The organism is Pseudomonas sp. GM48, from assembly GCF_000282335.1.
In the GTDB taxonomy this organism is placed as follows: Bacteria; Pseudomonadota; Gammaproteobacteria; order Pseudomonadales; family Pseudomonadaceae; genus Aquipseudomonas.
Genome location: NZ_AKJM01000112.1, coordinates 13,066 through 36,780, shown reverse-complemented (window position 1 = coordinate 36,780; position 23,715 = coordinate 13,066). Strand labels below are relative to the sequence as shown.

Sequence of the window (23,715 nt, the reverse complement as noted above, 5' to 3'; positions counted from 1 at the left end):
AAAGCGGTCTGTCTGATAAGCAGATGTTGAGTGTACTGACGTCTTCGCGAGCAAGCCCGCTCCCACAGGGTTTTGTGGCGCCTGGAATATCTCGCAAACCATACCCAAATGTTTAGCGGCTTGGTTCAAACACACAGCCTGACCTATGCTGCAACCCAACGCTTTCGTTTCCGGTCGATTCCATGGGTCGTGGTTTTCTCTTCATCCTGCTGTTGATCGCCCTGCCCGCCATGGCGCAGATCTACAAATACACAGACGCCAACGGCGCCACCGCGTACAGCAATCAACCGCCTGACGGCACCAGTGCCCAACCGGTGCTCTTGCCACCTCTCAACAGCATTGAGCGCCAGCCTCCCGGCGAAGCCGCACCTGCTGCTGAAACCGCTCGCAATGAACAACCTCGCAAGACCTATGAAGTGCTTGAGCTGACAGGCCTGCCGACCACCGAAGCCCTGCGTGCCAACAACGGCACGTTCACCGTTAACGTACAGATCAAGCCACGCCTGCAAAGCCCGCATCTGTTGCGGCTGCTGCTGGACGATCAACCCTACGGCCAGCCAGGCAATGTGCCGATCCTGCAACTGGTGAACATCGATCGCGGCGAACACCGCCTCGCGGTGCAAGTGATCGATGGCGAAAACGTTGTGCAGCAGAGCCCCACCGTGACCTTCACCGTGCAACGAGTGCACACGCCTTGAAGGCCTGGTTGCTGATCGCCTGTTTCATCGCGCTGCCCGCCGCGGCGGAGGTCTTTACGTACGTCGACCACCAAGGCAATCGGGTTTTCACCGACCAACCCAAAACCGGTAACGCCAGGCGTGTACCGCTGACAATGACCAATCGAATAGCAGCCACCCCCACCAGCGCAGCGCCGTTGCTTGCCGAGAGCAATCCCGAAGAACAAGCGCTGTTCCACTATGACGTGCTGCGCATCCTGGTCCCGGAACCCGACGCGACCATCCACAGCAGCGCCGGCGAAGTCATCGTCAGCACCACCAACGAACCCGCCCTGCAACCTGGTCACCACTACCGGTTGCTGCTCGACGGCCAGCCCACCGCCGAACCCGGCCTGAGCCCGGTGTTCCCGTTGAGCAACATCGATCGCGGCAGTCACACCCTGTCCGTGGAAATCCTCGACGAACAGGGGCGCATTGTCGAACGTACCGCCAGCCAACCCTTCCATATGCAGCGCACGTCGCTTGCCCAGAGGCGCAAGATCAAACCCTGCTCCCTCGAAGACTACGGCCAGCGGCCGGAATGTCCGCCCGGCGACAAACCCGCCGAAGAAAAAAATCCTTTCCTGCGACTTTTCTAACCTCGTTCAGGTTTGCGCACTATATTGGTGCAAATACTTGCACCGTACTCACATTCCAACCCATTTTGGTTCGAAAGTACCCGTAAAAGCCGGCAGAACGCCACGCAAACGAGCGTCAAACGCCTGTTTCAGGCGCTGAACGCTTCTTTTCGGAGCCTTGGTTTGGTTTTTGCATTTTGCCCGTACCAGCGCTTTTTTCTTGCGCATGCTCTGCTCTAAAAGAGGTCCCGATGACCATTAGCGACGCACTCCACCGTTTGCTACTCGACAACCTCACCACCGCCACCATCCTGCTCGACGCCGGACTGCGCCTCGAGTACATGAACCCGGCGGCGGAGATGCTGCTGGCCATCAGCGGTCAGCGCAGCCACGGGCAGTTCATCAGCGAATTGTTTACCGAATCGGCCGAAGCGCTGAACTCGTTGCGCCAGGCTGTCGAACAAGCGCACCCCTTCACCAAGCGCGAAGCCATGCTCACCGCCCTCACCGGCCAGACCCTGACCGTCGACTACGCGGTAACGCCGATTCTGAGCAACGGCGACACGATGCTGCTGCTCGAAGTCCACCCCCGTGACCGCTTGCTGCGGATCACCAAGGAAGAAGCGCAGCTGTCGAAGCAGGAAACCAGCAAGATGCTGGTGCGCGGCCTCGCCCATGAAATCAAGAACCCGTTGGGCGGGATTCGCGGCGCGGCACAATTGCTGGCCCGGGAACTGCCGGAAGAAAGCCTGCGCGACTACACCAACGTCATCATCGAAGAAGCCGACCGCCTGCGTAACCTGGTGGATCGAATGCTCGGCTCCAACAAGTTGCCGTCACTGGCGCCGTGCAATGTCCACGAAGTGCTGGAGCGCGTCTGCCATCTCGTAGAGGCCGAAAGCCAGGGCTGCATCACCTTGGTGCGCGATTACGACCCAAGCATTCCGGACGTGCTGATAGACCGCGAGCAAATGATCCAGGCGGTCCTGAACATCGTGCGCAACGCCATGCAGGCCATCAGCAGCCAGAACGAGCTGCGCCTGGGGCGCATCAGCCTGCGCACCCGCACCATGCGCCAGTTCACCATCGGCCATGTGCGCCATCGCCTGGTGACCAAGATCGAGATCATCGACAACGGCCCGGGCATTCCTGCGGAACTTCAGGAAACCATCTTCTTTCCCATGGTCAGCGGTCGTCCGGACGGTACCGGGCTGGGCCTGGCCATTACCCAGAACATCATCAGCCAGCACCAGGGCCTGATCGAATGTGACAGCCACCCCGGCCACACCACTTTCTCGATCTTTCTGCCACTGGAACAAGGAGCCACATCGACATGAGCCGTAGTGAAACCGTGTGGATCGTCGATGACGACCGTTCTATCCGTTGGGTCCTGGAAAAAGCCCTGCAGCAGGAAGGCATGACCACGCAAAGCTTCGACAGCGCCGATGGCGTGATGAGCCGCCTGGCGCGTCAGCAGCCGGACGTGATCATTTCCGACATCCGCATGCCCGGCGCCAGCGGCCTGGACCTTCTGGCGCGGATTCGCGAGCAGCATCCACGGTTGCCGGTCATCATCATGACCGCTCACTCCGATCTGGACAGCGCTGTCGCGTCCTATCAGGGCGGCGCCTTCGAGTACCTGCCGAAGCCGTTCGATGTCGACGAAGCGGTCTCCCTGGTCAAACGCGCCAACCAGCACGCTCAGGAGCAGCAGGGCCTGGAAGTCGCCCCGGCACTGACCCGCACGCCGGAAATCATCGGTGAAGCGCCGGCGATGCAGGAGGTGTTTCGCGCCATCGGCCGCCTGAGCCACTCCAACATCACCGTGCTGATCAACGGCGAGTCCGGTACCGGTAAAGAACTGGTGGCCCACGCCCTGCACCGGCACAGCCCGCGCGCCGCTTCGCCGTTCATCGCGCTGAACATGGCGGCGATCCCGAAAGACCTGATGGAATCCGAACTGTTCGGCCACGAGAAAGGCGCGTTCACCGGCGCGGCCAATCTGCGTCGCGGGCGCTTTGAACAGGCCGACGGCGGCACGCTGTTCCTCGATGAAATCGGCGACATGCCAGCCGACACCCAGACCCGTTTGCTGCGCGTACTGGCCGATGGCGAGTTCTACCGCGTCGGCGGCCATGTGCCGGTGAAAGTCGATGTGCGCATCATTGCTGCGACCCACCAGAACCTGGAAACCCTGGTGCATGCCGGGAAATTCCGTGAGGACTTGTTCCATCGCCTGAATGTGATCCGCATCCACATCCCGCGCCTGTCGGACCGTCGCGAAGACATCCCGACCCTGGCCAAGCACTTCCTCGGCCGCGCCGCGCAAGAACTGGCCGTCGAGCCAAAACTGCTGAAAAACGAAACCGAGGAATACCTGAAGAACCTGCCGTGGCCCGGCAACGTGCGGCAACTGGAGAACACTTGCCGCTGGATCACGGTGATGGCTTCGGGTCGCGAAGTGCACATCGGCGACCTGCCGCCGGAGCTGCTGAGCCTGCCGCAGGATTCGGCACCCGTGACCAACTGGGAACAGGCCCTGCGCCAGTGGGCCGACCAGGCGCTGGCCCGTGGCCAGTCGAGCCTGCTCGACAGTGCCGTGCCGGCCTTCGAGCGGATCATGATCGAGACCGCCCTCAAACACACCGCCGGTCGCCGCCGCGATGCCGCCGTTTTGCTGGGTTGGGGCCGCAACACCCTGACGCGCAAGATCAAGGAATTGGGGATGAAGGTTGATGGTGGGGATGATGACGAGGGCGACGAAGCCTGATTACTCACTGAGCACACGATCCTGTGGGAGCGGGCTTGCTCGCGAAGGGGCCATAACATTCAACATCATTGTTGACTGTTACACCGCTTTCGCGAGCAAGCCCGCTCCCACATTCAAAGCTGCGTGCACCGCCTGAATGCACCGTGAACCGCAATCGCGCACAAAAACAGCTTCGCATCCCCACCTGCTTTCACAATCGAATCCCTTTCGAAAAAACACGAAAGCCCCGAATCTCGGGGCTTTCAGCGTTTCAAACCAGTTTTTTGTTTCTCATTGTGAAAACTGGCACGCCCCCTGCAATAACCCTTTCAAGTGAATCAGTTCACCCACCCGGTTTCGGGGACCTTGGTACAGGCAGGCCGGGGATTCCCCTCTTTAACACCGGGCTCACACCGCAGCTGCGACGAGCCCGACCGTTTTGGGGCCCTTGATACAGGCAGGTCAGGGGTTCCTTCTTTACACCAGGCTCAAACCGCACTCGCGACGAGCCTCCCGTTTCGGGAACCTTGGTACAGGCAGGCCGGGGATTCCCTCTTTTATTGCTCCCGGAGATGGATCTCCAGCCGCCAGCGGTCATCGACCTCGCTACCGGCCCACTCGCCCTGCAGGGGCCGGGCCGCCACCAGTGTCAGCAACAACCCCCCATCGCTCAAACGTACCCGCCAGTTCACGTCCTTGCCGCCGAGCTTGAGCTGGCCTTTCTGCGCCTTGCCCTCGGCGCCAAACAGCAGCGCGACACTGCCGTCCACCATTTCGCCGTGGGTTTCGGGCTCGTTGTTGAACCACACCACCAGTCCATCGCTCGTCACTTCAACCTGCTGCAACTGACTGGGGTCTGGCGCGGTCAGGCGACCGATCATCATCCCGACCATCATCCCGACAATCGCCAGCGAGCCCATTACCCGCAGGAATAGTTTCGAACGCACGCCTTCTGGCGGCGTAGAATGCGCGTCATCTTTACCTTCGGAGCCGTGCATGTTTCACGTCATCCTTTTCCAACCAGAAATTCCGCCGAATACCGGCAACGTTATCAGGCTGTGCGCCAACAGTGGCTGCCACCTGCATTTGATCGAACCGCTGGGCTTCGAGATGGACGACAAACGCCTGCGCCGGGCCGGTCTCGACTACCACGAGTATGCCACTCTGCAACGCCATGCGGACCTGGCCAGCTGCCTGGAAAGCCTCGGTCACCCGCGGGTGTTCGCGTTCACCACCAAAGGCTCGCGGCCGTTCCACGATGCCAGCTTCGCCCCGGGCGACGCGTTCCTGTTCGGCCCGGAAAGCCGTGGCCTGCCGGCCGAGGTGCTGGATGCCCTGCCCGCCGAACAACGCCTGCGCCTGCCGATGCGCGAGGGCTGCCGTAGCCTGAACCTGTCGAACACTGTCGCAGTGGCAGTTTACGAAGCCTGGCGCCAAAACGGCTTCAAGTAACACCGCATAACAAATGTGGGAGCGGGCTTGCTCGCGAAGGCGTCGTGTCAGTCAACATTGATGTTGAATGATCAACCACTTTCGCGAGCAAGCCCGCTCCCACATTGGACTTGCCTCGACGTTCAGGAATGCTTACTGAACGGTCGGAGTCTCGCCGGCAGCCTGCATGCGTTGCAGCTCTTGCGCGTACAGCGCGTCGAAGTTCACCGGAGCCAGCATCAGTGCTGGGAACGAACCGCGGGTCACCAGGCTGTCCAGGGTTTCGCGAGCGTACGGGAACAGGATGTTCGGGCAGAACGCACCCAGGGTGTGGCTCATCGAAGCGTCATCCAGATTCTTGATCAGGAAGATACCGGCCTGCTGCACTTCGGCGATGAACGCCACTTCGTCACCGTTTTTCACGGTAACCGACAGGGTCAGCACGACTTCGTGGAAGTCGGATTCCAGCGTCTTTTGACGGGTGTTCAGATCCAGGGCGACGCTCGGCTCCCACTGCTGGCGGAAGATCGCCGGGCTTTTCGGAGCTTCGAAGGACAGGTCACGCACATAAATGCGCTGCAAGGAGAATTGCGGTGCAGTTTCTTCTTCGTTCGCAGCAGTGTTCTGTTGGTCAGTCATCGCAGATCCTTCTTGATCCAGGGTTCTTTTAGGTTTGCTTGTTTGGGGTATAACCGTCAGGCCTCGAGCAGCGCGTCGAGTTTGCCCGCGCGCTCCAGGGCGAACAAGTCATCACAACCGCCCACGTGGGTGCTGCCGATCCAGATTTGCGGCACGGACGTACGTCCGGCCTTCTGGGCCATTGCAGCGCGCACCTGCGGCTTGCCATCGACCTTGATCTCTTCGAAGGCCACGCCTTTGTTCTCGAGCAGGTACTTGGCTCGCGAGCAGTAAGGGCAGTAATCGCTGGAATAGACGACGACGCTACTCATATCACTTCACCAGCGGCAGATTGTCGGCTTTCCAGCTGGAGATACCGCCGGACAGCTTGGCGGCGGTGAAGCCGGATTTCATCAATTCGCGGGCGTGGGTGCCGGCAGTCTGGCCCATGGCGTCGACCAGGATGATGGTCTTGGCCTTGTGTTTTTCCAGTTCGCCAACACGGGCGGCCAGTTTGTCCTGGGGAATGTTCACCGCACCGACAATGTGACCGGCGGCGAAATCCTTGCTCGGACGGATATCAACCACGACGCCAGCGTCCTTGTTGACCAGGCCGGTCAGTTCGCCGGTGCTCAGGCTACGGCCGCCGCCCTGCATTTGATAGGCAATCAGCAACGCCAGCAGTACGACGAAGATACCGACGAGAATGTAGTGGTTAGTGGCGAATTCAATCAGGTGAGCAACCATCGAAGGAGGTTCCAGGGCGTTAAAATGTCGGCCAGTATACACAGCCACTATGGTGGGCCAAACCCCGTCCGGCGGTGACGCGGCCGGAACTTCGCTTTAAACTGCGACTCCCTTTTCCATCGCCCCTTTTTACTTAAGCCAGAGCGAATTCCATGACTACCACGCCTAAACCTTTGGTCCTGATGATTCTCGACGGCTTCGGTCACAGCGACAACCCCGAATCCAATGCCATTTTCGCGGCGAAGAAGCCTGTACTGGATCGTCTGTGGGCCACCGTGCCAAACGGCCTGATCTCGGGCAGCGGCATGGACGTCGGCCTGCCGGACGGCCAGATGGGCAACTCCGAAGTCGGCCACATGAACCTGGGCGCCGGCCGCGTGGTGTACCAGGACTTCACTCGCGTCACCAAATCGATCCGCGACGGTGAGTTCTTCGAGAACCCGACCATCTGCGCCGCCGTGGACAAAGCCGTCGCCGCCGGCAAAGCCGTGCATTTCATGGGCCTGCTGTCCGATGGCGGCGTGCATAGCCACCAGGATCACCTGGTCGCCATGGCCGAACTGGCCTACAAGCGCGGCGCTCAAAACATCTATCTGCACGCCTTCCTCGATGGCCGCGACACTCCGCCGAAAAGCGCGCAGTCGTCGATCGAACTGCTCGACGCGACCTTCCAGGCCCTGGGCAAAGGCCGGATCGCCAGCCTGATCGGCCGTTACTACGCCATGGACCGCGACAACCGTTGGGACCGTGTGTCCCAGGCCTACAACCTGATTGTCGATGGCCAGGGCGAATTCAACGCCGCCACCGCTCAGGAAGGCCTGCAAGCGGCATACGAGCGTGGCGAGAGCGACGAGTTCGTCAAGGCCACCTCCATCGGTGAGCCGGTAAAAGTCGAAGACGGCGATGCCGTGGTGTTCATGAACTTCCGCGCCGACCGCGCCCGCGAGCTGACCCGCGTGTTCGTCGAAGACAACTTCAGTGAGTTCGAACGTGCCCGCCAGCCGAAACTGGCCGGTTTCGTCATGCTGACCCAATACGCCGCCAGCATCCCTGCGCCGTCGGCTTTCGCTGCCGGCAGCCTGGAAAACGTGCTGGGCGACTACCTGGCGAAAAACGGCAAGACCCAGCTGCGTATTGCCGAAACCGAAAAATATGCCCACGTGACCTTCTTCTTCTCCGGCGGTCGCGAAGAACCGTTCCCGGGCGAAGAACGCATCCTGATTCCGTCGCCGAAAGTCGCTACCTATGACTTGCAGCCGGAAATGAGCGCACCGGAAGTCACCGACCGCATCGTCGACGCCATCGAAAACCAGCGTTACGACGTGATCGTGGTCAACTACGCCAACGGCGACATGGTCGGTCACAGCGGCGTGTTCGAAGCGGCGGTCAAGGCTGTTGAATGCCTGGACCTGTGCGTGGGCCGCATCGTCGATGCCCTGGAAAAAGTCGGCGGCGAAGCCTTGATCACCGCCGACCATGGCAACGTCGAGCAAATGTCCGATGAAACCACTGGCCAGGCGCACACTGCGCACACCAGCGAGCCGGTGCCGTTCATCTATGTCGGCAAGCGCGACTTGAAAGTCCGCGAAGGTGGCGTGCTGGCGGACGTGGCGCCAACCATGCTGAAGTTGCTGGGCCTTGAGCAACCGGCAGAAATGACCGGGAGTTCGATTCTGGTATAACCGGGCCACTCAAACACCGCAAAACCAAAGTGGGAGCGGGCTTGCTCGCGAAGGCATTGTGCCAGTCGACATTAATGTTGCCTGACACACCGCTTTCGCGAGCAAGCCCGCTCCCACATTGGTTTGGGGTGTTTTCAAGGGCAACTTCGCTCCAGTTATCACACAGTCAGAAATGGGCATTTTTTTTGCCGCCCATGGCGGGCATACTAGGCCGTCCCTTTCCCTGGTGCCGCCCGCCCCTATGCTTCGCGTCCTGATAGCCCTAGCCCTGACATGCCTGCTCCAACCGGCCTTTGCCGACGAGCGCGCAGACACCCAACAACAGTTGGACGCCACGCGTCAGGACATTGCCGAGCTGAAGAAACTGCTGGGCAAGCTGCAGGAAGAAAAGTCCGGTGTGCAGAAAGAGCTCAAAGGCACCGAAACCGAAATGGGCAAGCTCGAGAAGCAGGTCGAAGCCCTGCAGAAAGAGCTGAAGAAAAGCGAAGCCGAGCTGCAGCGGCTCGATGCGGAGAAAAAAAAACTCCAGAGCGCGCGCACTGAACAGCAACGACTGATCGCCATTCAGGCCAGGGCGGCCTACCAGAACGGTCGCCAGGAATACCTCAAGCTGCTGCTCAACCAGCAGAATCCGGAAAGATTCGCCCGCACCCTCACCTATTACGACTACCTGAGCCAGGCTCGCCTGGAGCAGTTGAAGAACTTCAACGAAACCCTGCGCCAACTTTCCAATGTCGAGAAAGACATCGCCATGCAGCAGGCGCAACTGCTGGTGCAGCAAAGCAGCCTCGACACCCAGCGTGACGAGCTCGAGAAAGTCCGCAAGGAGCGCCAGCAAGTCCTGGCCAAACTCAATGACGACGTAAAGGCTCGCGATCAGAAGCTGGCGGCACGCGAGCAGGATCAGGCAGACCTGTCTAAAGTCCTTAAAACCATTGAGGAAACCCTGGCCCGCCAGGCCCGTGAGGCAGAAGAAGCGCGGCAAAAAGCGCTGATTGCCCAGCAGGAAGCCGAAAAAAAGCGTTTACGTGAGGCCCAGGCGCAGGCAGATGCCAGCGACGACGCCCCGCGCAAACCGGTCAAGTCGACACCTGGCGCACTGGTTTCCAGCTCCGGCGAGACCTTTGGCGGTCCGTTTGTATCAGCCCGCGGCAAACTTCCCTGGCCTGTCGATGGTCGACTGTTGGCGCGTTTCGGTGAAAACCGTGGCGACGATGCCCGGACCAAGTGGGACGGCGTGATGATCGGCGCGTCTGCCGGCAGTGCGGTACATGCCGTGCACGGTGGCCGCGTGGTGTTCGCCGACTGGTTGCGTGGCGCCGGGCTGCTGGTGATTCTCGACCACGGCAATGGTTATTTGAGTCTGTACGGTCACAACCAGACGCTGCTCAAGTCTGCGGGTGACGTTGTAAAAGCCGGTGAACCTATTTCCACTGTCGGTAACAGTGGCGGGCAGGACACACCAGCGCTGTATTTCGCAATTCGTCAGCAGGGTCACCCGAGTGACCCTGCGCAATGGTGCCACGCGCAAGGATAGGCGTAGAGTCACCTACATTAGGAGTTCGTTCGACATGCTGCATTTGTCCCGCCTTACCTCGCTGGCCCTGACGATCGCCCTGGTGATCGGCGCGCCTCTGGCGTTTGCCGCTCAACCAGCCCCGGCGGTTGCGCCTGCGGGCACTGCCGCAACCACCAAGGCGCCACTGCCGCTGGACGAGTTGCGCACCTTTGCCGAGGTGATGGACCGGATCAAAGCCGCTTATGTCGAACCGGTAGACGACAAGACCCTGCTGGAAAACGCCATCAAGGGCATGCTCAGCAACCTCGACCCGCACTCCGCCTACCTGGGCCCTGAAGATTTCGCCGAGTTGCAGGAAAGCACCAGCGGTGAGTTCGGCGGCCTTGGCATCGAAGTCGGAGCCGAAGATGGCTTCATCAAAGTGGTGTCGCCCATTGACGACACCCCGGCCTCCAAGGCCGGCATCCAGGCCGGCGACTTCATCGTCAAGATCAACGGCCAGCCCACCCGTGGCCAGAGCATGACCGAAGCCGTGGACAAAATGCGCGGCAAGATCGGCCAGAAAATCACCCTGACCCTGGTGCGCGACGGCGGCACGCCGTTCGACGTGACCCTGTCTCGCGCCGTCATCCAGGTGAAGAGCGTGAAGAGCCAGTTGCTGGAATCCGGCTACGGCTACATCCGCATTACCCAGTTCCAGGTCAAGACCGGCGAAGAGGTTTCCAAGGCCCTGGCCAAGCTGCGCAAGGACAACGGCAAGAAGCTCAAAGGCATCATCCTCGACCTGCGCAACAACCCGGGTGGCGTGTTGCAGGCAGCGGTGGAAGTGGTCGATCACTTCATCACCAAGGGCCTGATCGTCTACACCAAGGGCCGCATCGCCAATTCGGAGCTGCGCTTCTCGGCCACCGGCAAGGACGAAAGCGAAGCCGTGCCAATGGTCGTGCTGATCAACGGCGGCAGCGCCTCGGCTTCGGAAATTGTCGCCGGCGCCCTGCAGGATCAGAAACGCGCCGTGCTGATGGGCACCACCAGTTTCGGCAAGGGCTCGGTGCAAACCGTGCTGCCGCTGAACAATGAACGCGCCTTGAAGATCACCACGGCGTTGTACTACACGCCGAACGGCCGCTCGATCCAGGCCCAGGGCATCGTCCCGGACATCGAAGTACGCAAGGCCAAGATTACCAGCGAGCAGGACAGCGACTACTTCAAGGAAGCCGATCTGCAAGGTCACCTGGGCAATGGCAACGGCGGTGCCGACAAACCGACCGGCTCCAGCGGTAAAGCCAAATCCATGCCGCAGGACGACGATTACCAACTGGCCCAGGCCCTGAGCCTGCTCAAAGGGCTGAGCATCACGTCCGGCCGCTGAGATGCTTCTGCGGTTGTTGATCGGTCTGTTGTGTTGCCTGGCGGGTGTTGCTCACGCAGAACCCGCCGAATCAACGCCCCACAAAGCCTACCTGAGTCTGATCATCGATGACCTGGGGCAGAACCTGCCCCGGGATCGTCGCGTGCTGGCCCTGCCCGGCCCGGTGACCACGGCGATCATGCCCGACACGCCCCACGCGACCGAATTCGCCCGGGAAGCCCATCGCGCCGGCAAGATCGTCATTCTGCACATGCCCATGGATCCGGCCACCGGACCGTTCGCCTGGCATCCCGAGCTGCCGGTCGATGAGCTGGAAAAGCGCCTGAACGCCGCGTTCAAAATGGTCCCGTACACCAGCGGCATCAACAATCACATGGGCAGCCGCATGACCGCGCAACCAGCGGCGATGGCCTGGTTGATGGCGGACTTGCAACGACGGCACAAGTTTTTCGTCGACAGCCGCACCAGCGCCCTGACCGTGGCCGCTGCCGAAGCGCAGAAGATCGGTTTGGCCAGCGTTTCGCGGGACGTGTTCCTCGACGATGAGCGTACTGAAGCTGCGATCTTCACTCAGTTGCAGATAGCGATCAGCCTTGCGCACAAGCAAGGCTCGGCGGTGATGATCGGGCATCCGTATCCGCAGACACTTTCGGTGCTGGAGCGCGAATTGCCCAAGCTCAAGGCTCAGGGCATCGAGTGGATTGATATCCGGCAGATGATCAGTGTGCGCGGCAATCAGGCGACCGCAGCTCACGGCAAGGATGGCCAGTACCGCCTCCCGACCGCGCGGTAATTCTTCGCCGCCCACTCCATTTCGCGATAACTATTTATACCTTTCGGCACACAGACGCGTGCCACGATAGCGCTCACCCCGAATTTCATCACCAAGGAATGGACATGAAATATCTCAGCTTCTTTTGCTTCACCGGCCTGATTGGCCTGTTGGCTATTTCCGCCGCACAAGCCCGCGACTTGGGCGAAGGCACCGTCAACGGTTCACCATCAAGAGCCTTGCAAAACAGTGAGCATTTTTATGAAATCTGGAGCGGCGTGGGACGACTCAGCCTCCAATCGGGCGAGACCTGCAGCGCCGTGCTGCTGGACACGCGCAACAGACAAGGCCAAGCAACTGGCCCTGCTTACCTGCTTACCAGCGGTCATTGTGTGTTCTTTGAGTACGGTTCGGCGCGGACCAATCTGCCTTTGAAAGCCAGCGTCACGTTCCACTACTTTCATGACGTGCCACAGCGAAAGCGCCAATACGCCATCCGAACGGCCCGATGGAGCAGTCTGGTCGGGACCGATCTTGCAGTACTCGAAGTCGACGCGACATTGGCGTCGCTGATACAGGCCGGGGTCAACCCGCTCAAACTGGCGTCCCATCAAACCTACGAGAGTCAGGATGTGCTTAACGTTGGCGCGCCGGCTGGCTTTGCCGAAGACGGGCTTCGATTGAGTGCCTGCGCTGAACAAACCGCCGGAACGTTCATCGATCACCCCGGGGTGTTCCCTTTGGCCATGAAAAACAACTGCGACCTTCACGCTGGCAGCTCCGGTAGCCCGATGCTGAACCGCCGCACCAATGAAATCACCGGCATCGTCAGTAAAATCGCGATGTGGCGCAATATCCCGGTGCCGCCCGATTGTGAGCACTCGACGTCTTGCACGGCTGCGCGTTTCAACTACAGCTACTCGGCCAACTTCCTGCACAAGTGCTTTATTGACGGCGTCTTCACCCGCGATGGGGCGGACTGTTCGTTGGAGCCGGTCGAGCTGACTGTCATGGAGCCCTGGAAACTCAAGTCATACGTTCATAGAACGCAAAACGCGGTTGGGCAGATCGTATTGCCTACGCGGGACTTCAGGTTCTCCCTCGAGGCGCCCTTCTATCGCTATAAAACGGTCCATAACGCTCGGGATTGTCAGGTGCCAAATAACTATAGCGCCGCGATCAGCACTGAAGATGCTTACATCAATACTGAAATCGGCCCGCAAAGCGGCGCATCTGCGCTCTGCATTATTGGTGTCAGCTCAGGGGAACAGCAGCTGACAAGGGCGACGTTGAACAACGTGTTTACAAGTGCCGTGTACTTGAGCGCGACGCCGGACACTCCGTCTCAGGCTATCGAAGCGATGATTACAGATACCGTCCCATAATCTCATCCACCACGCCTTCCTTGCGCATCTGATCCAGTGCCGCTTGCAGCTTGGCCACGACCTCATCCGGCACATCTTTATTCAACGCCAGGTACAACTCGGCACTGTTGAAGCGCAGTACGGTTTTCAACCCGTTGACTCCTTCCTGGCGAGCCAGATAGCGCCCGGCCGGGTCACCGGTGGCCCACAGGTCGATCTGACCGTTGACCAGTTTTTTCGCGTTGTCCTGATCGCGCAGTACAACGATCGGGTTGAGCCCCTGCTTGGCCAGCGTCTCGGCAATCGCGTCGCCCTTGTATGCGCCGATCTTGTATTTGCGCGCGTCATTCAAAGTTTCGAGGGTGATCTTGCTGTCCGCCTTGGCCAGCATGATCCAGTCGTCCGGGCCAATTGGGCCGACCCATTTGAATAGCTTCTCGCGGTCCGGCAGCCGCGCCATGACGAATACGCCGTAACCGGGCTTTTCCAGGGTGAGTTTGTAGATTCGCTCCCAAGGGAAACGCAGCGTCAGGCTGTAGGTAATGTCGGCGCGCTTGAACATCTCGCGGACGATATCGGTGGCAATGCCATTGATGTTCTCGTCCTGAGCGAAGTTCTTGCCGTTCTTCGCCATGTTGTACGGCGGGAAGTTTTCCGTCAGCAACACCAGGTCTGTATCGGGGCTGTCTTTAGCGTGTGCTCCGTTGATCAACAACAGAGAAGCGCTGGCAAGGACGAGAAGAAAGCGTCTGAGCATGTCTGGCTACCGAAATCCATGGCGTACCCAAGAGTGCCTTGGGCCCGCCATGGTGTCCACTGGCCTGTATCGTTTTTGGCGTTTAGCGCATCACAATTCCGCGATGGGCCATGTAAGCCTTGGCTTCCTGCACCGTGTATTCGCCGAAGTGGAAAATACTCGCCGCCAGTACAGCGCTGGCGTGGCCTTCGATAATGCCGTCAGCCAGGTGCTGCAGGTTGCCAACGCCGCCAGAGGCAATCACTGGAATGCCCAGCGCATCACTGATCGCTCGGGTAACGCCCAGGTCGAAACCGTTTTTCATGCCGTCCTGGTCCATGCTGGTCAGCAGGATCTCACCGGCGCCCAGGCCTTCCATTTTCTTTGCCCACTCGACCGCATCGAGGCCGGTCGGCTTGCGTCCGCCGTGGGTGAAGATCTCCCAACGCGGGGTTTCGCCCGGACCGGATACCTTCTTCGCGTCGATGGCAACCACGATGCATTGCGAACCGAAATGCTGCGCGGCTTCGCCGACGAATTCCGGGTTGAACACCGCGGCAGTGTTGATCGACACCTTGTCCGCACCGGCATTGAGCAGGTTGCGGATGTCCTGCACGGTACGCACGCCACCGCCCACGGTCAGCGGGATGAATACCTGGCTGGCCATGCGCTCGACGGTGTGCAGCGTGGTGTCGCGGCCGTCGACGCTGGCAGTGATGTCGAGAAAGGTAATCTCGTCGGCGCCTTGCTCGTCATAACGACGGGCGATTTCCACCGGGTCGCCGGCGTCGCGGATGTTTTCGAATTTCACACCCTTGACCACCCGGCCGTTGTCCACGTCCAGGCAAGGGATGATGCGTTTGGCCAGGGCCATGGTCGTTTCCTCAGCCTTTGTACGAATCGCAGAAAGCTTGCGCTTCGGCGACATCGAGGGTGCCTTCGTAAATCGCACGCCCGGTAATGGCGCCGATGATGCCCGGCGCCTTGGCGTCGAGCAGGGTCTTGATGTCGCCCAGGTTGTGGATGCCGCCGGAAGCGATCACCGGGATCTTCGTTGCAGCAGCCAGCGCCGCGGTGAACGGAACGTTGCAGCCCTGCATCATGCCGTCTTTGGCGATGTCGGTGTAAACGATGGCGGAGACGCCGTCGGCTTCGAACTGCTTCGCCAGGTCGATCACCTGGATGGTGCTGATTTCAGCCCAGCCGTCGGTGGCAACGAAACCGTCCTTGGCGTCCAGGCCGACGATCACCTTGCCTGGAAACGCACGGCAGGCTTCGGCAACGAAGGCCGGATCTTTCACAGCCTTGGTGCCGATGATCACGTAGCTCACGCCCGCTTTCACGTAGTGCTCGATGGTTTCCAGAGAGCGGATACCGCCGCCGATCTGGATCGGCAGGTTCGGGTAGCGTTTGGCGATGGCGGTGACCACTTCGCCGTTGACCGGCTGGCCTTCGAATGCGCCGTTCAGGTCGACCAGATGCAGACGGCGGCAACCGCCCTCCACCCACTTGGCAGCCATGCTCACCGGATCATCGGAGAACACCGTGGAATCTTCCATGCGGCCCTGGCGCAGACGAACACAGGCACCGTCTTTAAGATCGATAGCGGGAATAATCAGCATCTGGCAAACCTTCAGAATTGAATGTTCAGCTTGGCTCGGAAATCAGTTTTTCTCGAGCGCCCACAGGTCGCTTTCGATGCTTTCGAACCTCTCTTTGAGGTGCGCCTGCACATCGAATATCGCCCTGTTGTAATAGTGCGGAGCAATTTCACGGGTAAACAGCTCAAGAATCTCCGCCGCCTCGAACGAGCCGAGGTCGAGTTCGAAGCGGTCTTCCATGAAACGCTTGATCTTGCGATTGGCCTCACTCTCCTGCTCGGGAGTGAGGGTCAGAATCGGCGGCTTCTTCTTGACGGCCATTTACCAGCGACCGTCCCACGCAGCGAAGTTCTGCAGCAACTGCAGGCCATGGGTATGGCTTTTCTCCGGGTGGAACTGCACGGCGAAACGCGAGCCTTCGGCCAGCGCCGCGGCGAAATCGACACCGTAGTGACCGCCACCCACGACCTGACGCGCGTTGGCGGCAGCGATGTAGTAGCTGTGCACGAAGTAAAACCGCGCCAGGTCTGGAATGTCGTGCCACAGCGGGTGACTCACCTTCTGCTTCACTTCGTTCCAGCCCATGTGCGGCACTTTCAGGTGTTCACCGTCCTCGACCAGATCCTTGCCGAAGAACTTCACCTGGCCCGGGAACAGACCGATGCAGTCGACGCCGTCGTTCTCTTCGCTGGTGTCGAGCAAGGCTTGCATGCCGACACAGATGCCGAGGAATGGACGGTCCTGGCTGACTTCACGCACCAGCGAATCGAAACCGAGGCGACGGATCTCCGCCATGCAATCGCGAATGGCGCCGACGCCGGGGAAAACCACCCGGTCGGCTTCGCGAATCACGTTGGCATCGCTGGTGATCAGCACCTTGCCGGCACCCACGTGCTCGAGGGCCTTGGCCACCGAGTGCAGGTTGCCCATGCCGTAATCGATAACCGCGACTGTCTGCATTACAGGACGCCCTTGGTCGAAGGCATTTGCCCGGCCATGCGGTCATCGAGCTCGACGGCCATGCGCAGGGCGCGGCCGAAAGCCTTGAACACGGTTTCGATCTGGTGGTGGGTGTTGTGCCCACGCAGATTGTCGATGTGCAAGGTGACGTTGGCGTGGTTGACGAAGCCCTGGAAGAATTCCTGGAACAGGTCAACGTCGAAGCCGCCGACGGTGGCACGGGTGTACGGAACATGCATCTGCAGGCCGGGACGGCCGGAGAAATCGATCACCACGCGCGACAGCGCTTCATCGAGCGGCACGTAGGCATGACCGTAGCGACGGATGCCTTTCTTGTCGCCGATGGCTTTGGTGAAGGCCTGGCCGAGGGTGATACCGACGTCTTCCACGGTGTGGTGGTCATCGATATGCAGGTCGCCCTTGCTGACAATATCCAGGTCGATCAGCCCGTGACGGGCGATCTGGTCCAGCATGTGCTCAAGAAAAGGTACACCGATATCGAATCGGGCCTTTCCGGTGCCATCGAGGTTGATCGAGGCTTTGATCTGGGTTTCCAGAGTGTCGCGCTCGACAGACGCCTTACGTTCGGCCATCACCAGCTCCGCAAAATCATTGGGCGAAAAAGGCAGCCATTATAGGCTTGCGGGCGCCAAACAGAAACACGGGAGGTGATATCCCTGACGGAGTGAATCAAGCACAGCCGAGGGTGTACATGTCAGTACAAGCTATTTGAGGTCACACAGAACAAATGTGGGAGCGGGCTTGCTCGCGAAAGCGGTGGGTCAGCCCACACTTGTGTCGACTGATACTCCCTCTTCGCGAGCAAGCCCGCTCCCACAGGGACCTGCGTTAGTGGAACAGTACCGCAGTCTTCTGCAGGGTCACCCACACACCCCACGCCAGCGGAATGCCCACCACCAGCCAAGCGGCAATCGCCAGCGGCTTGCTGCCCGGCGCGGCTTTCCACTCCAGCACGGTGCTGCTGTCAGCACCTTTGTCATGGCCCAGCGCCTGTTCGGCGGCCAGTTCGGCGTCGGTCATGAAGTATTTGTCCGCCACCGGACGCACCAGCAGGTTGCACAGGAAACCCAGTACCAGCAGGCCGGCGAGGATGTACAGGGTGATGTCGTAAGCCGCCGCACGCTCGACACCGATGCTCAACTGATACTCACGCAGGTAGTTCACCAGCACCGGACCGAGCACACCGGCGGCAGCCCACGCCGTCAGCAGACGACCGTGAATCGCACCGACCATTTGCGTACCGAACAGGTCCGCCAGATACGCCGGGACCGTCGCGAAACCACCGCCGTACATCGACAGGATGACGCAGAACGCCGCCACGAACAGCGCGACACTGCCCAGGTGACCGAGGTTTGGAATGAGTCCGTACAGCGCAAAACCAAGGGCGAAGAACACGAAATAGGTGTTTTTACGGCCCAGATAATCCGAGAACGAAGCCCAGAAGAATCGGCCACCGATGTTGAACAGACTGAGCAAACCGGTGAAGCCGGCAGCGATGGCGGCAATCGAAGCCAGTTGCGAAGCGTCGAGTTGGCCGAACGCCAGGTCATTGCCCAGCAACTTGCCAGCGAACACTTCCTGCAACAGCGGTGACGCCATGCCGAGGATGCCGATACCGGCCGATACGTTCAGGCACAGCACCAGCCACACCAGACGGAACTGCGGCGTTTTCCAGGCCACATTCACGTGAACATGACGATGGGTGATCATCGCGTTCGAGGTTTTTTTCGCCGGTGCCGTCCAGCCTTCCGGTTTCCAGCCGGTTGGCGGAACACGATAGGACAACGCGCCACCGATCATGAACACGAAGTAGATCGCGGCCATAACCAGAAAGCTCTGCCAGACACCGACGCTGGTTGGCGAGGCAAAATGTCCCATCAGCGCCGCCGCCAGCGGAGCGCCGACCATTGCGCCACCGCCGAAGCCCATGATCGCCATGCCGGTGGCCATGCCGCGCTTGTCCGGGAACCACTTGATCAGGGTCGACACCGGCGAGATATAGCCCAGTCCCAGGCCGATACCGCCGATGACCCCGGAGCCGATCCACATCAGCCAGATCTGGTGGGTATACACCCCCAGCGCCGAAATCAGCAGACCGCCGCACCAGCACAATGCCGACACTACGCCAGCCTTGCGCGGTCCGGCATGCTCCAGCCAGCCACCCCAGATGGCGGCCGAGCAACCCAGGAAGATGAAGAACAGGGTGTAGATCCAGCCGAGCATCGAGATCGGCCAGTCACACTGGGACGAAAAGACTTGTGTGATAAAACTCATGTCTGGCGCGCAGGCCACTGGAGCCGTGATGCCCAGCGCCTTGGACAGCGGCAGCCAGAACACCGAAAAGCCGTAGGCCATGCCAATGCACAAGTGGATGGCCAACGCGGCCGGTGGCACCAGCCAACGGTTGAAACCAGGCTTGGCGATGATCCGCTCCTTGGACAGGAACGCAGGCTGGTCGGCGCCGAAGCCGTCCGCCGTGATGCTCGTGGTCATTGTGTATCCCCCAATTATCAGTATGGTTCGCCAGCCACAGTTCACTCCCGGCCTTTATGCACGCAGACATGACCGTTTTTTTGGTGGAGCACCCAGTTGTGCGACAACAGGTCGCAGAAGGACGGACGAACGGGCAAAGGTTACCATCTGCAAGTGACAGGAAAACCAAACTGACATCACCTTTTGTACGTCATCTGATCTCTATCACTTCATGACCTCACAGGAATCACCATGCCGATCATTGTCGAGCCGCTGAACCAAGCCACTTCCCAGGATCGGCAGGATCTGCAGAAGATCTACTGCGATGCCCCGGACTGGCTGTTCGCCCCTTTTTCCGGGGCCACGCAGTTGATCGAAGACTGTTTGCGCGACGGCACACTGATCGCCGGACGCTTCAATGATCGCCTGCTGGGCGCCGCCCGCTTGCAACGGCACCAAGACGCCTGGCACTTGTCACTAATTTGTGTGCGAAAAATTACCCGTCGCCGTGGTGTCGCCGAGCGACTGGTTGCCGAAGCCCAAAAAATGGCCGCGCAATCGGGCATGACCCTGCGCCTGCTCGCGCCTGCCGGGCATCTGGAGGCTCAGGCACTGGCTGCCAAGCTGAAACTGCCGCTGGATGTACTGCCGGCATGATCGCTGACCGGTCGTCCGTTCCGGAGCGCTATACTCCTCGGCTAAATTTTGAATTCGATTAATTACAAGGACTCGCCCATGAAAGCGTTCGGCAAAATCCTGGGTCTGGTACTTCTCGGGCTGTTGCTGATCATTGTGGCGCTGGGCTTTGCCCTGACCCACCTCTTCGATCCCAACGACTACAAAGACGAGATTCGCCAGATTGCCCGCGACAAGGCCCACATCGAGCTGACGCTCAATGGCGATATCGGCTGGAGCCTGTTCCCGTGGCTGGGCCTGGAGCTGCACGACGCCAGTGTGGCGACCCTGATCAAACCGACTGAACCGTTTGCCGACTTGCAGATGCTCGGCCTGTCGGTGCGCGTAATACCGCTGCTGCGCCGTGAAGTGCAGATGAGCGACGTGCGCGTCGAAGGCCTGAACCTGCGCCTGAACCGCGACAAGGACGGCCACGGCAATTGGGAAGACGTCGGCAAGCTGCCGGCACCGGCCAACTCCGGCGCGACCAGCACTCCGCCCGCTGCGGCTGAACCTGCACCCGCAGCCAGCGTCGCGGCGGAAAAACCGCCGCAGCCGATCCGCCTGGATATCGACAGCCTGACCGTGAACAACGCACGGGTCGAATACAGCGACGAACAAACCGGCAAGAGTTTCAGCGCCGAGAGTATTCAGTTGAGCACCGGTGCGGTTCACGACTCCGTCAACATCCCGCTCAAGCTCACGGCTTTCCTGTCAGCCAACCAGCCCGCATTGCGAGTGCGCACCGAGCTCAATGGTGAGCTGCGCATCGCACGTGCACTGCAGCGCTATCAGTTCGAAGACATGAGATTTTCAGGTGAGGTGACCGGCGACCCATTGCAAGGCAAGACCATGACCTTCTCCGCCCAGGGCCAACTGGTGCTGGACAAGGCCGCCAATGTCGCCGAGTGGACCGGTATCAAAATTTCCGCCAACCAACTGCGGGCGCTGGGAGAACTGAAGGTCAACGACCTCGACAAGACCCCACAAGTCAGCGGCGGCATCTCGATTGCCCAGTTCGACCTGCCGAAATTCGTCGAAAGCATTGGCCAGAAGCTCCCGGCCATGGCCGAAGGCAGCCTGAGTAAAGTCGAGCTGGTCAGCCGATTGGCAGCGACACCGACCAGCCTGGCGCTCGACAACATCAACCTGAAAGTCGACGACAGCACCTTCAGCGGGCGCATTGCCGTCGAAGACTTCGCCAGGCAATCGCTACGCGCAGTGCTCAAGGCCGACACCTTCAACGTCGACCGTTACCTGCCGCCGAAGTCCGCCGAGGCCAATAGCGCGACGCAAGTGCGTCAGGCCGAAGTCGCCAGCACCGAAGCCGATGCCATGGTCGGCGCCGGCAACTCGCCGTTGCCACCAGCACCGACCAAGGACGCGTGGAGCAACGAGCGCCTGTTGCCAGTGGAACGCTTGAGCAAGCTCGATGTGGACGCCGACCTGACCTTCGGCCAGTTGACCCTGCAAAAACTGCCGATCCATAACGCTGCGCTCAAGGCTACCGGTCAGGGCGGCCTGCTGACGCTGGCCAACCTGCGCGGCGAGCTGTACGAGGGCAACTTCGAAACCACCGGCACGCTCGATGTGCGCCAGCCAGTGCCGGCGCTGAACCTGCAGACGAAGATCACCCGTGTGCCGGTGGAAAAAATCCTCGAAAGCCAGGGCAAGAATCCGCCGGTCAAAGGCCTGGTCACGCTCAACAGCAGCCTGACCGGCAACGGCAACAGCCAGAAAGCGTTGATCGAAACCCTCAATGGCAATGCCAGTTTCGTCATCAACAATGGCGTGTTGCTCAATGCCAACCTTGAACAACAGCTGTGCAAAGGCATCGCCACACTCAACCGCAAAACCCTCAGCGGCGAACCCCGGGGCAAAGACACACCGTTTCAGGAACTCAAGGGCAACCTGACATTGCGCAACGGCGTGGCCAGCAACCCGGACCTGAAAGTGCGCATCCCGGGCATGACCGTCAACGGTGACGGCGACATCGACCTGCGAGTGCTGGGCATGGACTACCGCGTCGGCATCATCGTCGAAGGCGATACCAGCGCCATGCCGGACCCGGCATGCCAGGTGGGTGACAAGTTTATCGGCATCGAGTGGCCGCTGCGTTGCCGTGGCCCGCTGGAGCTGGGCGCCAAGGCTTGCCGCGTGGATAACGAACGCATGAGCCAGGTCGCGACCAAGTTGGCTGGCGACAGGATCAGCGAAAAAATCGACGAGAAATGGGGCGACAAGGTCAACCCGAAACTGAAAGACGCGCTCAAGGAGCTGTTCAAGCGATGAGAGCCGAGCAGTTTTCAACGGCGGTGCTGGACTGGTTCGACCGCCACGGCCGTCACGATTTGCCCTGGCAACAGGACATCAACCCGTATCGGGTGTGGGTCTCGGAAATCATGTTGCAGCAAACCCAGGTCAGCACCGTGCTGAACTACTTCGACCGCTTCATGGCCTCGTTGCCAACGGTCGAAGCCCTGGCTGCGGCGCCGGAGGACGAAGTGCTGCACCTGTGGACGGGCCTGGGTTACTACACCCGCGCGCGCAATTTGCAGAAGACCGCGAAGATCGTCGTCGAACAGTACGGCGGCGAATTTCCCCGGGACGTGGAAAAACTCACCGACCTGCCGGGGATCGGCCTGTCCACCGCCGGTGCCATTGCCAGCATCAGCATGGGCCTGCGCGCGCCGATCCTCGACGGCAACGTCAAACGCGTGCTGGCGCGCTTTACCGCGCAAGAGGGCTACCCCGGCGAACCGAAGGTCGCCAAACAGCTCTGGGCCAACGCTGAGCGCTTCACGCCGCACGACCGCGTCAACGCCTACACCCAGGCGATGATGGACCTGGGGGCCACGCTCTGCACCCGCAGCAAACCGAGCTGCCTGCTGTGCCCGCTGGAAAAAGGCTGTGAGGCGCACATGCTCGGTCTGGAAACCCGTTACCCGATCCCCAAGCCGCGCAAGGCCATCCCGCAAAAGCGCACGCTGATGCCGATGCTTGCCAACGCCGAAGGCGCCATTCTGCTTTACCGTCGCCCCTCCACGGGCCTGTGGGGCGGTTTGTGGAGCCTGCCGGAACTCGACGAACTCGACGACCTGGAACATCTGGCAGCGCAGCACTCGCTGGAGCTGGGCACCCAGCAGGCATTGCCGAGCCTGGTGCACACCTTCAGCCATTTTCAGTTATCCATCGAACCCTGGCTGGTTCAGGTCCAGGAGAGCGGCCATCACGTGGCCGAGGCTGACTGGCTCTGGTATAACCTCGCCACCCCGCCGCGCCTGGGCCTTGCCGCCCCGGTCAAAACCTTGCTCGAACGCGCGGCCGCCGTATTGAACGCAGGAGAGTCGTCATGACCCGCACCATCATGTGCCGCAAGTACAAAGAAGAATTGCCAGGCCTGGAGCGTGCTCCCTTCCCGGGCGCCAAAGGCCAGGACATTTTTGACCACGTCTCGCAAAAGGCCTGGGCCGACTGGCAGAAACACCAGACCCTGCTGATCAACGAAAAACGCCTGAACATGATGAACGCCGAAGATCGCAAATATCTTCAGGGCGAGATGGACAAGTACTTCTCCGGCGAGGATTACGCCAAGGCCGAAGGCTACGTACCGCCATCGGAATAACCCCGATTTATCGGGGGTCGGAACGTAAGCGACGGTAATAATTAAAATTTTTTTGAAAACTTGCTTGACGACCCCCT

The 23,715-nt window shown here is 60.3% G+C and carries 26 protein-coding genes; 14 read left to right on the top strand and 12 right to left on the bottom strand.

Annotated elements, in window-relative coordinates; genetic code table 11:
• Nucleotides 1-182: 182 nt before the first annotated feature.
• Both PMI28_RS09190 and PMI28_RS09195 read left to right on the top strand, forming a co-directional pair.
• A complete protein-coding gene (locus tag PMI28_RS09190) occupies nt 183-698 on the top strand; it encodes a DUF4124 domain-containing protein (RefSeq protein WP_007989223.1) in 516 nt (171 codons plus the stop codon).
• Nucleotides 695-1,315: a DUF4124 domain-containing protein gene (locus PMI28_RS09195; RefSeq protein ID WP_007989222.1), complete on the top strand. Its 621-nt coding sequence runs from the start codon at nt 695-697 to the stop codon at nt 1,313-1,315. Before PMI28_RS09190 ends, PMI28_RS09195 begins: the two co-directional genes overlap by 4 nt.
• Nucleotides 1,316-1,363: 48 nt before the next feature.
• Here PMI28_RS09195 and PMI28_RS30565 read toward each other — a convergent pair whose 3' ends face one another.
• Entirely contained in the window at nt 1,364-1,522 is a 159-nt protein-coding gene (locus tag PMI28_RS30565; RefSeq protein WP_157395778.1) for a hypothetical protein, read from the bottom strand.
• 23 nt (nt 1,523-1,545) lie between these two features.
• Here PMI28_RS30565 and glnL point away from each other — a divergent pair, with 23 nt between their 5' ends.
• Both glnL and ntrC read left to right on the top strand, forming a co-directional pair.
• Nucleotides 1,546-2,631, top strand: a complete 1,086-nt coding sequence (glnL, locus tag PMI28_RS09200) for a nitrogen regulation protein NR(II) (RefSeq protein ID WP_007989221.1) — start codon at nt 1,546-1,548, stop codon at nt 2,629-2,631.
• Nucleotides 2,628-4,064: a nitrogen regulation protein NR(I) gene (gene ntrC / locus PMI28_RS09205; RefSeq protein ID WP_007989220.1), complete on the top strand. Its 1,437-nt coding sequence runs from the start codon at nt 2,628-2,630 to the stop codon at nt 4,062-4,064. The genes glnL and ntrC overlap by 4 nt, the downstream gene beginning before the upstream one ends.
• Before the next feature lie 536 nt (nt 4,065-4,600).
• Here the strand turns inward: ntrC and PMI28_RS09210 are convergent.
• The gene (locus tag PMI28_RS09210) at nt 4,601-5,041 is read right to left on the bottom strand and encodes a hypothetical protein (RefSeq protein WP_033052685.1); all 441 of its coding nucleotides are present in this window, start codon (nt 5,039-5,041) and stop codon (nt 4,601-4,603) included.
• On the opposite strand from PMI28_RS09210, the gene trmL reads away from it, so the two are divergent.
• Nucleotides 5,040-5,495, top strand: coding sequence for a tRNA (uridine(34)/cytosine(34)/5-carboxymethylaminomethyluridine(34)-2'-O)-methyltransferase TrmL (trmL, locus tag PMI28_RS09215; protein WP_007989218.1), 456 nt, complete (start codon nt 5,040-5,042; stop codon nt 5,493-5,495). The two genes, PMI28_RS09210 and trmL, sit on opposite strands and share 2 nt — an antisense overlap.
• Nucleotides 5,496-5,627: 132 nt before the next feature.
• Here the strand turns inward: trmL and secB are convergent, their stop codons facing one another.
• The 3 genes from secB to PMI28_RS09230 are packed head-to-tail and all read right to left on the bottom strand — an operon-like array spanning nt 5,628 to nt 6,839.
• Nucleotides 5,628-6,113 carry a protein-export chaperone SecB gene (gene secB, locus PMI28_RS09220; protein WP_007972740.1) on the bottom strand — a complete coding sequence of 162 codons (486 nt, stop codon included), beginning with the start codon at nt 6,111-6,113 and terminating at the stop codon, nt 5,628-5,630.
• Between the two features lie 56 nt (nt 6,114-6,169).
• Nucleotides 6,170-6,424: a glutaredoxin 3 gene (grxC, locus tag PMI28_RS09225; protein WP_007989217.1), complete on the bottom strand. Its 255-nt coding sequence runs from the start codon at nt 6,422-6,424 to the stop codon at nt 6,170-6,172.
• Nucleotide 6,425: 1 nt separating this feature from the next.
• Nucleotides 6,426-6,839, bottom strand: coding sequence for a rhodanese-like domain-containing protein (locus tag PMI28_RS09230; RefSeq protein WP_007989216.1), 414 nt, complete (start codon nt 6,837-6,839; stop codon nt 6,426-6,428).
• A gap of 152 nt (nt 6,840-6,991) precedes the next feature.
• On the opposite strand from PMI28_RS09230, the gene gpmI reads away from it, so the two are divergent.
• The 5 genes from gpmI (at nt 6,992) to PMI28_RS09255 (ending at nt 13,569) form a co-directional block, all read left to right on the top strand.
• Nucleotides 6,992-8,521 (top strand): 2,3-bisphosphoglycerate-independent phosphoglycerate mutase, encoded by a 1,530-nt coding sequence (gene gpmI, locus PMI28_RS09235; RefSeq protein WP_007989214.1) that lies wholly within the window; start codon nt 6,992-6,994, stop codon nt 8,519-8,521.
• A gap of 241 nt (nt 8,522-8,762) precedes the next feature.
• Entirely contained in the window at nt 8,763-10,058 is a 1,296-nt protein-coding gene (locus PMI28_RS09240) for a murein hydrolase activator EnvC family protein (RefSeq protein WP_033063493.1), read from the top strand.
• Between the two features lie 34 nt (nt 10,059-10,092).
• Nucleotides 10,093-11,412, top strand: coding sequence for a S41 family peptidase (locus PMI28_RS09245; RefSeq protein WP_007989209.1), 1,320 nt, complete (start codon nt 10,093-10,095; stop codon nt 11,410-11,412).
• A 1-nt stretch (nt 11,413) separates the two neighbouring features.
• Nucleotides 11,414-12,205: a divergent polysaccharide deacetylase family protein gene (locus tag PMI28_RS09250; protein WP_007989207.1), complete on the top strand. Its 792-nt coding sequence runs from the start codon at nt 11,414-11,416 to the stop codon at nt 12,203-12,205.
• 104 nt (nt 12,206-12,309) lie between these two features.
• Nucleotides 12,310-13,569 (top strand): trypsin-like serine peptidase, encoded by a 1,260-nt coding sequence (locus PMI28_RS09255; RefSeq protein WP_007989205.1) that lies wholly within the window; start codon nt 12,310-12,312, stop codon nt 13,567-13,569.
• Here PMI28_RS09255 and PMI28_RS09260 read toward each other — a convergent pair.
• The 7 genes from PMI28_RS09260 to PMI28_RS09290 form a co-directional block, all read right to left on the bottom strand.
• Entirely contained in the window at nt 13,550-14,305 is a 756-nt protein-coding gene (locus tag PMI28_RS09260) for a substrate-binding periplasmic protein (RefSeq protein WP_007989203.1), read from the bottom strand. The genes PMI28_RS09255 and PMI28_RS09260 overlap by 20 nt on opposite strands.
• Before the next feature lie 82 nt (nt 14,306-14,387).
• Nucleotides 14,388-15,158, bottom strand: coding sequence for an imidazole glycerol phosphate synthase subunit HisF (gene hisF, locus PMI28_RS09265; RefSeq protein WP_007972752.1), 771 nt, complete (start codon nt 15,156-15,158; stop codon nt 14,388-14,390).
• Between the two features lie 10 nt (nt 15,159-15,168).
• Nucleotides 15,169-15,906 carry a 1-(5-phosphoribosyl)-5-[(5-phosphoribosylamino)methylideneamino]imidazole-4-carboxamide isomerase gene (gene hisA / locus PMI28_RS09270; protein ID WP_007972753.1) on the bottom strand — a complete coding sequence of 246 codons (738 nt, stop codon included), beginning with the start codon at nt 15,904-15,906 and terminating at the stop codon, nt 15,169-15,171.
• 42 nt (nt 15,907-15,948) lie between these two features.
• Nucleotides 15,949-16,206, bottom strand: a complete 258-nt coding sequence (locus PMI28_RS09275) for a DUF2164 domain-containing protein (RefSeq protein WP_007989200.1) — start codon at nt 16,204-16,206, stop codon at nt 15,949-15,951.
• Nucleotides 16,207-16,845, bottom strand: coding sequence for an imidazole glycerol phosphate synthase subunit HisH (gene hisH, locus PMI28_RS09280; RefSeq protein ID WP_007989198.1), 639 nt, complete (start codon nt 16,843-16,845; stop codon nt 16,207-16,209).
• Nucleotides 16,845-17,438: an imidazoleglycerol-phosphate dehydratase HisB gene (gene hisB / locus PMI28_RS09285; protein WP_003186751.1), complete on the bottom strand. Its 594-nt coding sequence runs from the start codon at nt 17,436-17,438 to the stop codon at nt 16,845-16,847. Before hisB ends, hisH begins: the two co-directional genes overlap by 1 nt.
• 256 nt (nt 17,439-17,694) lie before the next feature.
• Nucleotides 17,695-19,359 carry an OFA family MFS transporter gene (locus tag PMI28_RS09290; protein ID WP_007989196.1) on the bottom strand — a complete coding sequence of 555 codons (1,665 nt, stop codon included), beginning with the start codon at nt 19,357-19,359 and terminating at the stop codon, nt 17,695-17,697.
• Between the two features lie 231 nt (nt 19,360-19,590).
• Here PMI28_RS09290 and PMI28_RS09295 point away from each other — a divergent pair, with 231 nt between their 5' ends.
• From PMI28_RS09295 to PMI28_RS09310, 4 genes are all read left to right on the top strand, one after another.
• Complete coding sequence (locus PMI28_RS09295) at nt 19,591-19,995, top strand: acetyl-CoA sensor PanZ family protein (RefSeq protein WP_007989194.1); 405 nt, start codon at nt 19,591-19,593, stop codon at nt 19,993-19,995.
• Nucleotides 19,996-20,073: 78 nt separating this feature from the next.
• On the top strand, nt 20,074-22,305 hold the full coding sequence (locus tag PMI28_RS09300; protein ID WP_007989192.1) for an AsmA family protein: 2,232 nt from the start codon (nt 20,074-20,076) through the stop codon (nt 22,303-22,305).
• Nucleotides 22,302-23,369: an A/G-specific adenine glycosylase gene (mutY, locus tag PMI28_RS09305; RefSeq protein WP_007989190.1), complete on the top strand. Its 1,068-nt coding sequence runs from the start codon at nt 22,302-22,304 to the stop codon at nt 23,367-23,369. Before PMI28_RS09300 ends, mutY begins: the two co-directional genes overlap by 4 nt.
• Nucleotides 23,366-23,638: an oxidative damage protection protein gene (locus PMI28_RS09310; RefSeq protein WP_007989188.1), complete on the top strand. Its 273-nt coding sequence runs from the start codon at nt 23,366-23,368 to the stop codon at nt 23,636-23,638. Before mutY ends, PMI28_RS09310 begins: the two co-directional genes overlap by 4 nt.
• Nucleotides 23,639-23,715 lie beyond the last annotated feature (77 nt).

Bases quoted from the DNA above. Each gene is read 5' to 3' on its own strand.
- PMI28_RS09190 (WP_007989223.1), top strand. From the start codon at position 183: ATGGGTCGTGGTTTTCTCTTCATCCTGCTGTTGATCGCCCTGCCCGCC.
- PMI28_RS30565 (WP_157395778.1), bottom strand. From the start codon at position 1,522: ATGCGCAAGAAAAAAGCGCTGGTACGGGCAAAATGCAAAAACCAAACC.
- glnL (WP_007989221.1), top strand. From the start codon at position 1,546: ATGACCATTAGCGACGCACTCCACCGTTTGCTACTCGACAACCTCACC.
- ntrC (WP_007989220.1), top strand. From the start codon at position 2,628: ATGAGCCGTAGTGAAACCGTGTGGATCGTCGATGACGACCGTTCTATC.
- trmL (WP_007989218.1), top strand. From the start codon at position 5,040: ATGTTTCACGTCATCCTTTTCCAACCAGAAATTCCGCCGAATACCGGC.
- PMI28_RS09210 (WP_033052685.1), bottom strand. From the start codon at position 5,041: ATGCACGGCTCCGAAGGTAAAGATGACGCGCATTCTACGCCGCCAGAA.
- secB (WP_007972740.1), bottom strand. From the start codon at position 6,113: ATGACTGACCAACAGAACACTGCTGCGAACGAAGAAGAAACTGCACCG.
- grxC (WP_007989217.1), bottom strand. From the start codon at position 6,424: ATGAGTAGCGTCGTCGTCTATTCCAGCGATTACTGCCCTTACTGCTCG.
- PMI28_RS09230 (WP_007989216.1), bottom strand. From the start codon at position 6,839: ATGGTTGCTCACCTGATTGAATTCGCCACTAACCACTACATTCTCGTC.
- gpmI (WP_007989214.1), top strand. From the start codon at position 6,992: ATGACTACCACGCCTAAACCTTTGGTCCTGATGATTCTCGACGGCTTC.
- PMI28_RS09240 (WP_033063493.1), top strand. From the start codon at position 8,763: ATGCTTCGCGTCCTGATAGCCCTAGCCCTGACATGCCTGCTCCAACCG.
- PMI28_RS09245 (WP_007989209.1), top strand. From the start codon at position 10,093: ATGCTGCATTTGTCCCGCCTTACCTCGCTGGCCCTGACGATCGCCCTG.
- PMI28_RS09250 (WP_007989207.1), top strand. From the start codon at position 11,414: ATGCTTCTGCGGTTGTTGATCGGTCTGTTGTGTTGCCTGGCGGGTGTT.
- PMI28_RS09255 (WP_007989205.1), top strand. From the start codon at position 12,310: ATGAAATATCTCAGCTTCTTTTGCTTCACCGGCCTGATTGGCCTGTTG.
- PMI28_RS09260 (WP_007989203.1), bottom strand. From the start codon at position 14,305: ATGCTCAGACGCTTTCTTCTCGTCCTTGCCAGCGCTTCTCTGTTGTTG.
- hisF (WP_007972752.1), bottom strand. From the start codon at position 15,158: ATGGCCCTGGCCAAACGCATCATCCCTTGCCTGGACGTGGACAACGGC.
- hisA (WP_007972753.1), bottom strand. From the start codon at position 15,906: ATGCTGATTATTCCCGCTATCGATCTTAAAGACGGTGCCTGTGTTCGT.
- PMI28_RS09275 (WP_007989200.1), bottom strand. From the start codon at position 16,206: ATGGCCGTCAAGAAGAAGCCGCCGATTCTGACCCTCACTCCCGAGCAG.
- hisH (WP_007989198.1), bottom strand. From the start codon at position 16,845: ATGCAGACAGTCGCGGTTATCGATTACGGCATGGGCAACCTGCACTCG.
- hisB (WP_003186751.1), bottom strand. From the start codon at position 17,438: ATGGCCGAACGTAAGGCGTCTGTCGAGCGCGACACTCTGGAAACCCAG.
- PMI28_RS09290 (WP_007989196.1), bottom strand. From the start codon at position 19,359: ATGACCACGAGCATCACGGCGGACGGCTTCGGCGCCGACCAGCCTGCG.
- PMI28_RS09295 (WP_007989194.1), top strand. From the start codon at position 19,591: ATGCCGATCATTGTCGAGCCGCTGAACCAAGCCACTTCCCAGGATCGG.
- PMI28_RS09300 (WP_007989192.1), top strand. From the start codon at position 20,074: ATGAAAGCGTTCGGCAAAATCCTGGGTCTGGTACTTCTCGGGCTGTTG.
- mutY (WP_007989190.1), top strand. From the start codon at position 22,302: ATGAGAGCCGAGCAGTTTTCAACGGCGGTGCTGGACTGGTTCGACCGC.
- PMI28_RS09310 (WP_007989188.1), top strand. From the start codon at position 23,366: ATGACCCGCACCATCATGTGCCGCAAGTACAAAGAAGAATTGCCAGGC.